The 10597-nt window shown below is 61.5% G+C and carries 11 protein-coding genes; 2 read left to right on the plus strand and 9 right to left on the minus strand.

The window, feature by feature from the left end; translation table 11 throughout:
* Nucleotides 1-8 precede the first annotated feature (8 nt).
* Entirely contained in the window at nucleotides 9-722 is a 714-nt protein-coding gene (locus QC816_RS17305) for an SIR2 family NAD-dependent protein deacylase (protein ID WP_085918403.1), read from the plus strand.
* Here QC816_RS17305 and bioA read toward each other — a convergent pair.
* From bioA to bioB, 6 genes are read right to left on the minus strand one after another with little or no spacing between them, the layout of a single operon-like run.
* Nucleotides 708-1991 (minus strand): adenosylmethionine--8-amino-7-oxononanoate transaminase, encoded by a 1284-nt coding sequence (bioA, locus tag QC816_RS17310; RefSeq protein WP_264824541.1) that lies wholly within the window; start codon nucleotides 1989-1991, stop codon nucleotides 708-710. The two genes, QC816_RS17305 and bioA, sit on opposite strands and share 15 nt — an antisense overlap.
* Nucleotides 1988-2695: a dethiobiotin synthase gene (bioD, locus tag QC816_RS17315; RefSeq protein WP_309783644.1), complete on the minus strand. Its 708-nt coding sequence runs from the start codon at nucleotides 2693-2695 to the stop codon at nucleotides 1988-1990. Before bioD ends, bioA begins: the two co-directional genes overlap by 4 nt.
* Nucleotides 2692-3480 carry a methyltransferase domain-containing protein gene (locus tag QC816_RS17320; RefSeq protein ID WP_309783646.1) on the minus strand — a complete coding sequence of 263 codons (789 nt, stop codon included), beginning with the start codon at nucleotides 3478-3480 and terminating at the stop codon, nucleotides 2692-2694. Before QC816_RS17320 ends, bioD begins: the two co-directional genes overlap by 4 nt.
* A complete protein-coding gene (locus tag QC816_RS17325) occupies nucleotides 3477-4190 on the minus strand; it encodes an alpha/beta fold hydrolase (RefSeq protein WP_309783648.1) in 714 nt (237 codons plus the stop codon). The genes QC816_RS17320 and QC816_RS17325 overlap by 4 nt, the downstream gene beginning before the upstream one ends.
* Nucleotides 4178-5335 (minus strand): 8-amino-7-oxononanoate synthase, encoded by a 1158-nt coding sequence (gene bioF / locus QC816_RS17330; protein ID WP_085918408.1) that lies wholly within the window; start codon nucleotides 5333-5335, stop codon nucleotides 4178-4180. The genes QC816_RS17325 and bioF overlap by 13 nt, the downstream gene beginning before the upstream one ends.
* Nucleotides 5322-6404, minus strand: coding sequence for a biotin synthase BioB (gene bioB / locus QC816_RS17335; protein ID WP_309783651.1), 1083 nt, complete (start codon nucleotides 6402-6404; stop codon nucleotides 5322-5324). The genes bioF and bioB overlap by 14 nt, the downstream gene beginning before the upstream one ends.
* 184 nt (nucleotides 6405-6588) lie before the next feature.
* Here bioB and QC816_RS17340 point away from each other — a divergent pair, with 184 nt between their 5' ends.
* On the plus strand, nucleotides 6589-7359 hold the full coding sequence (locus tag QC816_RS17340; protein WP_085918410.1) for a tRNA-uridine aminocarboxypropyltransferase: 771 nt from the start codon (nucleotides 6589-6591) through the stop codon (nucleotides 7357-7359).
* Nucleotides 7360-7416: 57 nt separating this feature from the next.
* Here QC816_RS17340 and QC816_RS17345 read toward each other — a convergent pair whose 3' ends face one another.
* From QC816_RS17345 to QC816_RS17355, 3 genes are all read right to left on the minus strand, one after another.
* Nucleotides 7417-8661 (minus strand): TraB/GumN family protein, encoded by a 1245-nt coding sequence (locus QC816_RS17345; RefSeq protein WP_264824536.1) that lies wholly within the window; start codon nucleotides 8659-8661, stop codon nucleotides 7417-7419.
* A 43-nt stretch (nucleotides 8662-8704) separates the two neighbouring features.
* Nucleotides 8705-10153 carry a TrkH family potassium uptake protein gene (locus QC816_RS17350; RefSeq protein ID WP_085918412.1) on the minus strand — a complete coding sequence of 483 codons (1449 nt, stop codon included), beginning with the start codon at nucleotides 10151-10153 and terminating at the stop codon, nucleotides 8705-8707.
* A 49-nt stretch (nucleotides 10154-10202) separates the two neighbouring features.
* Nucleotides 10203-10597: TrkA C-terminal domain-containing protein (locus tag QC816_RS17355; protein ID WP_309783655.1), on the minus strand; the 395-nt coding region annotated here is incomplete at its 5' end.

Genomic DNA, 10597 nt, shown 5'->3' on the forward strand with positions numbered 1-10597 from the left:
AGGACACTATGGCAGACGCCCCACACTTGGTGGTATTCACAGGTTCAGGTATCAGCGTCGAGAGTGGAATAAAAACCTTCCGCGCCAGCGACGGCCTGTGGGAAGAGCATCCAGTAGAGGAGGTGGCGACGCCGGAAGGTTGGCGGCATGACCCCGAGCGGGTGCTGGGGTTTTATAATCAGCGCCGGGAACAGATTCGCCGCGCCAAACCGAATGCTGCCCATAAAGCGCTGGCGGTGCTTGAGCAGGAGGGCTTCAAGGTCAGCGTGATTACCCAAAACATTGATGATCTCCACGAGCGCGCGGGGTCGCGCCATGTATTGCACCTGCATGGAGAAATCCTGAAGGCGCGTTCCTCGGTGGATCCACGGCTGCGTTATCCGCTGCCCAAAGGTGGCATTGAGCTGGGCGATATCTGCGACAAGGGCAGCCAGTTACGCCCGGACGTTGTCTGGTTTGGCGAATCGGTACCGCTGTTTGAAGATGCCTGCGAGATCGCAAGCCAAGCGGATTTTTTCCTGGTAGTGGGCACATCGCTTGCCGTGATGCCTGCCGCGTCGCTGCTGTCCTACATTGAGCTGGAGACGCCCTGCGCGCTGGTCGACCCCGATGCAGATGCGCTAACCCCGCCGGGCGTGCTGGCGATTAACACCACCGCCGGTGAAGGTGTGCCCGCGCTGGTCAACCAGTGGCGCAAGCAGGGTAATCTAATGTTGCCCTGAGCTTTCCAAAAACCACGCCTTCATGACGTCGGTGACCTGTACCATCTCCGTTTCAGAGGTAATGTAGGCGGGCATGGTGTAAAGCCAGCGGCCGATGGGGCGCAACCAGACGCCGCGTTCGCGGGCGAAGCCTGCAACGCCTTTCAGTGCTTCAGCGGAGTGGGTTTCGATCACCGCCGTGGCGCCGAGGACCCGGACGTCGGCCACCGCTGGATGCGCGTTGAGCGCGGGGTCTTCCAGCAGCTCGCGGCGCAGTAATTGGTTGAGCGTGGTGATCTTGCCAAGGTAATCCTCTTCCTCGAATACCCGCAGGCTTTCCAGCGCCACGCGACAGGCCAGCGGGTTGCCCATGAACGTCGGTCCGTGCATAAAGGCGTGGTGCTCGCTGTCGCCGATAAAGGCGTCGTGCACACGGTTTGTAGCAAGCGTCGCGGCGTGGCCCAGGTAACCGCCGGTCAAGCCTTTGGAGAGCACCATGATGTCCGGCGTGATGTCTGCGTGGTCGGCGGCAAACAGCTTGCCGGTGCGGCCGAAGCCAGTGGCCACTTCGTCAAAGATCAGCAGTACCCCAAATTCATCACATAGCGCCCGCGCGCCGCGCAGGTAGTCCGGCGAGGTCATATTGAGCCCGCCAGCGGCTTGCAACAGCGGCTCCATCAGCAGCGCGGCGATCTCATCATGGTGGCGTTCAAGCACCTCACGCAGGGCGCTCAGGTCGTGTTCCACCTGCTCGGGAGTGGCGTCATAAGGGGCGGTGGGCGCCGGGGCAAAATAGTGCCGGGGTAGCAGCCCTGTAAACAGCCCGTGCATGCCTTCTTCCGGGTCGCATACCGCCATGCAGCCAGTGGTATCGCCATGATAAGCCTTCATCAGCGAGAGCATCCTGCGCTTGCCGGGATTGCCGGTGAGTACCTGGTACTGCAAGGCCATTTTCATCGCCACTTCCATGCCCACCGAGCCACTGTCGGAGTAGAACACATGGTCAAGGCCGGTGGGCGTAATGCGTACCAGCTCGCGGGCCAGGCGGTCGGCGGGCTCATGGGTGAGGCCACCGAGCATCACGTGGCAAAGCTCACCGGCCTGCTCGCGGATGGCCGCCACCAGGCGCGGGTGGCCGTAGCCGTGAATCATGCACCACCAGGAACAGGTGGCATCCAGAAGGCGTTCACCGCTCTCAAGTACAAAGTGAGCGCCGTCACCGCCCACCACTTTGGGCGCAGGCGATTGATGCTTGAGATCCGCATAGGGATGCCAGACAGGCGAGGTCATAGGGTCTCCAGTGTGGGTAACGGCGGCAGGGAAAGGTAGGGCTTTGCAGCTTCAGGCGAAGGCGCTTCGAGATACGGGATAACACCCAGGCAGGGGGCCGGTAAGGTTCGCTTGAGTATCTCAAGGTTGTCAGCAAAGCGGGCCGACTCAGCGGCAAAGGCCGGGTCGACCACGCTGCCCACCCAGCCCGCAAGCGTTAGCCCGTCGGCGGCAATGGCTTCGGCGCTGAGTCTGGCATGGTTGAGGCAGCCCAGCTTCAGGCCGACCACAAGAATCACCGGCAGGTGCATGGCATGGGGAAGATCGCAAATATCCTCGCGGTCGTTGAGCGGTACCCGCCAACCGCCTGCACCCTCGATCAGGGTCAGGTCCCGCGGCGTTTGTGCAAGGGTGGTGCCAAGTGTCGCCACCATATTGCTGACTTTAAGCACTTGCCCCGCCTCGCTGGCGGCTAAGTGCGGCGCAATGGCGGGCTCAAAGGCCCAGGGGTTGACCGTTGCATAACTCACCGGCGGCATGCTTTGCACCTGCAGTGCCAGGGCATCACTGTTGCGCAGCCCCTCGGGCGTGACACGACTGCCCGAGGCGATCGGCTTCAAGCCCAGCGTGGTGAGTCCCTGAGCACTGGCCGTTGCTAGCAGTGTGCTGGTCACCAGCGTTTTGCCGGCATCGGTGTCGGTGCCGGTAACGAAGAATACGCTCATAACGGTTTGTCCAATTGCAGGGTAAAACACTGGTAGCTCACCGGCAGGCCTGGGGGCTCACGGAGCGTTTCAAAACGCTCGCGGGCTGCCTTCAATTCGCGACGGGTCAGCCGGGCGTTGGGCCTTGAGACCTGCGCGCCGACGCCCTTGATGGAGGCCATCACGGCGTTCAGGTCAGGGTAGTGGAAAGTGCGTCGCTCGACATGCTGATGAATGGGCGTCAGGCCGCTGTGATCAATGGCGCGCGCCAGTTCATTCCGGTCGGGCGTCTGCAATAGCGCCTCCGGGCGCTGCCAGGCATGGGCGACTTCGGCCAGCGTCCCGGGCAGTAGTGTCGTGAGATGTGCCTGGCCTCCGGGGGCAAGCACCCGGTGGAGATCGTTCATCACCGCGCCGATATCGCGACACCACTGAATTGCCAGGTTGGAAAACACCAGGTCAAACGTTTCGGCGGCAAAGGGGAGCGACTCGGCGTTGCCCAACTGCCAACGAATATGGTTGCCGAAGCGGGCCTGGGCTTCGGCGAGCATGCCGGGCGCAATATCCAGCCCGGTAATGCGAGCATTGGGGTAGCGCACGGCAAGCCGCTGGGTCCAGTAACCGGTGCCGCAGCCCATATCCAAAAGTCTCAGCCCAGCGGTATCAGGTAAGGTGGACCAGAGCGTTTCGCCGATATGTCGCTGGGCGTTGGCCAGCGCGTCGTAGCGAGGGGCTGCGCGGGAAAACGCATGCGCGACGCTGGCTTGCCAGTTGGTTGGGGGCGGTGAAGTGGCAGTCGTGCTCATGGTCGCTCCTTGACGGCAAGCATCGCCTTTGCTGCCAGTGATTCAGCCAACTGGGCAGGCTGGGAAAGCATGGGGCAATGCCCGGCATGGGCAAGTATTGATGCCTTTTCGCGGGCCAGGCTGCCGACCAGTGGGTCGTTCTCACCGATCAGGCGCATGACCGGGCAAGGAGCTTGATGTAAACGTTGGGCATTATCGAGAGTGGCAAGCCAGTCAAGCCCCTGGGCGAGCACGCGGTGGTTCGCGTCGGGGAGATCACCCAGTAGCCCGCGCAGCTGTTGATGGGCCTGGCGGGCGTTGGGCTCGCCGCGCGCTTGCCAGCGTAAAAAGTGTCGCCAGGTGGCATTGGGGTCACGGGCAAAGGCGCGACGAAAACTGGCAAGTTCTGATGGAGTAACGCCATCATCGCTATAAAACCGCTCGCCTGCGCCGAGCAATATGAGGCCCCGCGGCGGCGGGAGGTGATCAAGCAGCGCTGCCGCCAATAGCCCACCCAGTGACCAGCCGACCCAAATGGCGTCGCTGGGCAATTGTCTGGCCATGGTGCTGGCCAACTGATCCAGCGTGGCGTTGTCGGGTAGGGCAGGCGTATCGCCGTAGCCCGGCCAGTCAATGGCGAGGGCTTCAATAGGCGCAGGCCAATAGCCCTCAAGCGTCTGCCAGATGCGCCGGTCCACCCCCCAACCCGATAACAACACTAAGCGTGACAAGTAGCCTCCGCGCGCTGGCAGGCGTTTAAACCTTCCAGCAAACGATCAATGTCGCGGCGGCCATGGCGGGCGCTAAGTGTGATACGTAGACGCGCCTCACCGTTGGGCACCGTGGGAGGGCGAATCGCGCCGACCTGTAAGCCATGTTTGGCAAGCGTTGCCGCCCAGCCGAGGGTACGATCTTCGCTGCCCAGCAGCAGTGGCTGAATCGGGGTTGTCGATGTGCTCAGCGGCAGCCCAAGTTGCAACGCCCCGCGGCGGAAGTAGGCGATGTTGGCGTTGAGGTGGTCGCGGTGTTCGGGTTCACCCTGAACGATCTCCAGTGCTTTAAGCGTCGCGGCGGCAATGCTGGGTGGCTGGGCGGTGGTGTACACATAGCTGCGGGCAAACTGGGTGATATGCTCGATCAGCGCGGCATCCCCGGCGACAAAGGCACCGGCGGTGCCGAGCGCTTTGCCCAGTGTGCCGACCAGGACAGGTACATCAGCGCTGCCCCAACGAGTGCCCACACAACCGCTGCCATTATCGCCCAGCACGCCGACACCATGGGCATCGTCGATCATCAGCCAGGCGCGGTGTCGCTGGCTCACCTGGGCCAGCGTGGCAATATCCGCCCCATCGCCATCCATGCTGAACACGCCGTCGCTGACCACGAGCTTATGCGAGCATTGACTGCGATCTATCAGGCGGTTCAGGTCGTTGGCGTCGCGGTGATGAAAACGCCGCGAACGGGCGCCGCTGAGTGTGGCACCATCCAGGAGAGAGGCATGGTTGAGACGGTCCTGAAATATTGCCGTGTCGGCGTTGGCTAACGCCTGCAAAACGCCAAGGTTGGCCATATAGCCAGTGGAAAATAGCAGGGCGCGCTGCCGGCCCGTCCAGCGTGCCAAAGCGTTCTCCAGGGCCTCGTGAATCTCCAGATGGCCGCTGACCAGATGCGATGCGCCGGCGCCGGATCCGAATCGGCGCGCGCCTTCCGCCTGGGCCTCGCTGACGCGAGGGTCCTGGGCCAGGCCCAGGTAGTCGTTACCGGCAAAGTCGAGCGTACCCGCCGCCACGACTCCTCTGGTCCGCCAGCGTTGGGTCTGCTGGCGGCTCAAGCGGGCCTGGGCTAATCGCTGATGCCACGCGTCAGACACTGGCATCGACCGCCAGCTCGGCCACGCGCTCTGCGCGTGCGTTTTGCTCGGCCTGCTGTGCCAGGCGTTGAGCGTGAGTCGCGTCATCTTCGCAGGTTTCCCGGCGCTCCGGATGAAGGCCGAGCTTGTCGAAGAGCGCACGGTCGATTTCGGCTTGAGGGTTGCCGGTGGTCAGCAATGTGTCGCCGTAGAAGATCGAGTTGGCACCCGCCAGGAACGCCAGCGCCTGGGTCGATTCGCTCATTTGCTCGCGACCGGCAGAGAGACGCACGTGGCTTTGGGGCATCATGATGCGCGCCACGGCAATAGCACGGATAAACTCGATAGGATCCAGATCCTCAACGTTTTCCAGCGGCGTGCCGGGCACCTTGACCAGCATGTTAATGGGGACAGACTCGGGGTGCGGGGACAGCCTGGCCAACTGCTGCAACAGGGCGCTACGATCCTGGGCGTCTTCACCCATGCCGAGAATACCGCCGGAGCAGACTTTCATGCCCGCCTCGCGCACGGTGGCCAGGGTATCCAGCCGGTCGCCAAAGGTGCGGGTGGTGATGATCTCGCCGTAATAGTCGGGCGAGGTGTCCAGATTATGGTTGTAGTAATCGAGCCCCGCCGTAGCCAGGCGGCTAGCCTGATCACTATCGACCATGCCCAGTGTCATGCAGGTTTCCAGGCCCAGGGCTTTGACCTGGCGGACCATCTCTTCCACCAGCACCAGATCCTTATCCCGCGGGCTTCGCCACGCCGCGCCCATGCAGAAACGACTGGCGCCCGCTTCTTTGGCCGCCTTGGCCTGTTCGACCACTTTTTCAACTTCCAGCAGCTTCTCTTTTTCCAACTGGGTATTGTAGTGGCCGGACTGGGGGCAGTACTTGCAATCTTCCGGGCAGGCGCCGGTCTTGATCGACAGCAGGGTCGAAATCTGCACCGCATTGGCGTCGAAATGCGCGCGATGCACCTGCTGGGCTCGGAACAGCAGGTCATTGAAGGGCAGCGCAAACAGCGCGTTGATCTCGTCCAGCGTCCAGTCGTGGCGGGCGGCGTCAGTCGGGGTATTGGCGGCAGTGGCGGTCACGGGTAAACCTATATTCTTTTGAAAGTTGACGAGACTTTATCGGCGACCCGGCTCAGGTGTCAACTAAGAAGAATATCCAGGTTTACAGCGGCGAGCATAGGGGGAGGGATCCAACTGAGAGGGGTTCGTTTTGCGTGGGGACCTGCTTTATACTCGGCGCCCCTTGCCAATCGTGGGAGCGCAGATGTCAGTCTCTGAGTCCGGTACGCACAATGCTGATGCCGTCAGCCCAAACGTCGAGAGAGATCCGGCGACGGGGCATCCGCGTCCGCCCAGGCGGGAATTCAAGGCGCGGGGCAGCTTTGTCAGACGCTGTGAGGGCTGCAACCTGCCCGAGCTCAATTGCCTCTGCCCCTACCAGGTCAAGGCCGAAAGCCATGCCCAGGTGTGGTTGCTGACCCATCCTCTGGAGCACTATAAGCCAACCAACACGGGTCGCCTGATCGGCGACGTGCTGTCGCAAACCAAGGTGTTTACCTGGTATCGCACGGCGCCCGATGAGCAGTTGATGGCGCTGCTGGACGACCCGCGCTACGCGCCCTTTGTAATATTTCCCGATGATCAGCCCGACTATGCTGACCGCGTGGTGTCGTTGGCGGCGGTGAGTGACGCAAGGCACAGCGGCAAGATTCCGGTGTATATCCTGCTGGACGGCACCTGGCGCCAGGCACGGCGAATCTTCCGAAAAAGCCCCTACCTTGATGCGTTGCCAGTGCTGCCGCTGCGCACCGAGCGGGAGACCCGCTACCGTCTGCGCAAGCCTGCCTCCAAAGCGCATCTTTGCACCGCCGAAGTGGCCATCGAGCTGCTGCGGCAGGGTGGAGACACCTCCGCTGCGGAGGTGCTGGATGATTACTTTGAGGTGTTCAACGATAGCTATGCGGCGAGCCGGTCGTATCACAAGATTGACCCGCCGACGGCGGCGATGCAGCGCTTAGCAGCCTGTCGGACTTAACACTGATCTACTGCGAATCCATGCTTCTCGCGACGATCGGTCAAGCCCGACAGGCTGCTAGCCGCCAAACAGCGTACCGGCGATTCTGAAACCGGCTACCCAGGTACCCACCGCTGAACCGAGCGTGGCGAGAATAAATACCAGCAGCGTGCGCGACACACGGTTTTTCCACCAGCCTTTCAGGTTCACCACATCGTTGCGCAGGGTGGCAAAGTCGCGCACCTTGGGCTTGCGCATGTAAAGCTCGACCCCGGCGGCCACAAACCCGGCGCCAATCGTCGGGTTTAGCGACGTCAGCGGTGCGGCAAAGAAGGTGGCGATCACGGTGACCGGGTGCGCCAGAGCGGCGATGGTGGCGCCGGCAGACAAAATGCCGTTGATCAAAAACCATTCGGTGACAAGCTGCCAGCCCAGGTCGGTGTTGCGCGAGAAGCCAATGGCAAAACCGACCAATACCAGAGCGGTAATCAGCCAGGGAACCAGTTTCCAAATTTTAGACGGCGGCGGGGTGGCCTCCAGGGTGGCGATTTCTTCGCCAGGGTTGGCGGGCAGCGGCGCTTCAAGATGCTCGACGGTGCCCTTCAAATGACCGGCGCCCAGCACCACCAGCACGTTTCGGTAACCCCCTGAAGGCGTTTCTTCGGCAAGGCGCAGCGCCATATAGCGGTCGCGCTCGCGGATCAGCGGGTTATAAAGCGCTTCCGACTGGGCGGCAAATTCGCTGAACGTGGCTTCGAGCATATCGCCTTCCTTGAGCTTCTCGATATCTTCCTTCGAGACGTCTTCCCGCGAGAGCACGCTGCCGATCAAGCCGGTAAACAGCGAGAAGCGCTGCCACCAGGGCACATTGCGGTAAATGCGCCTGAGCGTAATACCGACGTCACGGTCGACCAGCAGCAACGGTAGCTGTTTTGCCTTGCATGCCTCGACGGCGGCTCTCATTTCAGCCCCGGGCTGAATACCCGATTGGTCGGCAATACGTTGTTGAAACGCCCCCAGAGCGAGGCTGGCGGCGACCATGCCGGCCTTGCCCTGCTTGAATACCTGGAACAGGTCCTGCTCTCCCATGGCATCAGGGTTCGCCATGCTGTGGTGTCGGGCATCGCACAGCTCGATGGCAACGGCGTCAAAGCGGCCGGTGTCAATCAACTGGCGCACGTCGTTGGCGCTCTCTTCCGAGACGTGCGCGGTGCCTAGCAGCGTGTAGCGGGTATCGCCCACCGTAATCACGTTTATCGGGCCGCTGGTCGCGGGCAGTGCGTCGCTGTCGGGCACTGTTGATGTAACGTCTTCCTGGGTCATGACAACGTCTCGATTCAATAAATAAGCAGGCAGCGGTGGTGGGTTAGCGCCGCCAGAAGGCAGGCGTAAACAGTACCAGCACGGTGAAAATTTCCAAACGGCCCAGCAGCATGGCAAACACCAGAATCCATTTCGCGATACCGGGCATATCGCCATAGTGGCTGCTGGCTTCGCCAAGTGCCGGTCCCAGATTGTTCAAGGCAGAGCCCACGGTTGACCAGGCGGTGACCTGATCCACCCCTGTGGCCATGACGCCTACCAGCATCAAGAAAAACAGCAGCACATAGACCGAGAAAAAGCCCCACACCGCCTGGGCGATACTGTCGGGCACGCTGACTTTACCGACTTTAACGGCAATGACGGCGTTGGGATGGATCAAGCGCATGACCTCGCGCATGCCCTGCTTCATGATCAGAATGATGCGGATGACCTTCATCCCGCCTGCGGTGGAGCCGGAGCAGCCCCCCACAAAAGCCGCCACAAACAGCAGGAAAGGCAGGGCGCCCGGCCAGCCCGAGAAATCAGCCACGGCAAACCCGGCGGTGGTGGCAACGGAGACGACCTCAAACAGCGCATGGCGTAGCACGTCGATATCGCTGTAGGTGTTACTCAGCCATAGGGTGGTTACGGTAATGGTGGTCAGCCCGGCAAGAAACAGCATCAGAAACCGGGCTTCCGGATCCTGGAAGTAGTGTGTCAGGCGTTTTTCGCGCCAGGCGATAAAGTGCAGGCTGAAGCTGAACGCCGAAATCAGCATAAAGCCCACGCAGATCATTTCGATCGCGGCGCTGTCAAAATAGCCGATACTGGCGTCGTGGGTGGAAAAGCCGCCAATGGCTACCGTCGAAAAACTGTGCCCCAGCGCATCGAACCAGTTCATGCCAGCCGCCATATAGGCCAGCATGCAAGCCACCGTCAATGTGGCGTAGATATACCACAGCGCCTTGGCAGTTTCGGTGATGCGCGGGGTCAGCTTGGAATCTTTCAAAGGGCCGGGTATTTCCGTGCGGTAAAGCGCCATGCCGCCAACGCCGAGTGTGGGCAGAATCGCCACGGCCAAAACCACGATCCCCATGCCGCCCAGCCATTGGAGCTGCTGGCGGTAGTAGAGAATCGATTCGGGCAGAAAGTCGATCCCTGTTATGACCGTCGCGCCCGTGGTGGTCAGCCCCGAAAAAGACTCGAAGACAGCATCGGTCAAACCGAGCGCCTCATCGCCAAACAGCATCAAGGGCAGCGAGCCGAACAGGGCCAGCACGGTCCAGAACATGGCGGCGATAATGAAGCCGTCGCGCACGCGCAGCTCTTTTTGTGCGCGACGGTTGGGTAAGTAGAAACACAGCCCCGTCGCCACGGTAATGGCCATGGCCATCATAAAGGCGTCCCAAACGCCGTCGCGAAACCACACGGAAATCAGCATGGGGGGGAGCATGGTGAGGCTGAAGAGCATCAACAGCAGCCCCAGGATTCGTAGAATAACCCTCAGGCTCATGGCTGTTCTAGGCTCCCCTGGTCAATAAGTTGCGCGCCGAATTTAAGCATCAGAAGAACGTCAGCCCTACCTGGAACAAGCGCTCCACGTCGCGAATGCGCCGCTTGTCGATGACGAACAGGATGACGTGGTCTCCACTTTCCACCACGATGTGGTCGTGGGCGATCATCACCTCTTTACCACGCACGATCGCGCCGATGGTGGTGCCCTCGGGCAGGTCGATCTCGCGAATGGTGCGCCCGACCACCCTTGATGACTGCTTGTCGCCATGGGCGATGGCCTCGATGGCCTCGGCGGCGCCCCGGCGCAGCGAGTGGACGTTGACGATATCGCCCCGGCGCACGTGGGTCAGCAGGCTGCCGATCGTTGCCTGTTGAGGGGAAATGGCAATATCGATCTCGCCGCCCTGAACCAGATCGACATAGGCGGCGTTATTGATCAGCG

It is taken from the genome of Vreelandella janggokensis (assembly GCF_031451615.1).
GTDB classification, from domain to species: Bacteria; Pseudomonadota; Gammaproteobacteria; order Pseudomonadales; family Halomonadaceae; genus Vreelandella; species Vreelandella janggokensis.

Excerpts from the sequence above, each read along its gene's own strand:
- QC816_RS17305 (WP_085918403.1), top strand. The coding sequence starts at position 9 with ATGGCAGACGCCCCACACTTGGTGGTATTCACAGGTTCAGGTATCAGC.
- QC816_RS17350 (WP_085918412.1), bottom strand. The coding sequence starts at position 10,153 with ATGAGCCTGAGGGTTATTCTACGAATCCTGGGGCTGCTGTTGATGCTC.
- bioA (WP_264824541.1), bottom strand. The coding sequence starts at position 1,991 with ATGACCTCGCCTGTCTGGCATCCCTATGCGGATCTCAAGCATCAATCG.
- QC816_RS17340 (WP_085918410.1), top strand. The coding sequence starts at position 6,589 with ATGTCAGTCTCTGAGTCCGGTACGCACAATGCTGATGCCGTCAGCCCA.
- QC816_RS17320 (WP_309783646.1), bottom strand. The coding sequence starts at position 3,480 with ATGAGCACGACTGCCACTTCACCGCCCCCAACCAACTGGCAAGCCAGC.
- QC816_RS17345 (WP_264824536.1), bottom strand. The coding sequence starts at position 8,661 with ATGACCCAGGAAGACGTTACATCAACAGTGCCCGACAGCGACGCACTG.
- bioD (WP_309783644.1), bottom strand. The coding sequence starts at position 2,695 with ATGAGCGTATTCTTCGTTACCGGCACCGACACCGATGCCGGCAAAACG.
- bioF (WP_085918408.1), bottom strand. The coding sequence starts at position 5,335 with ATGCCAGTGTCTGACGCGTGGCATCAGCGATTAGCCCAGGCCCGCTTG.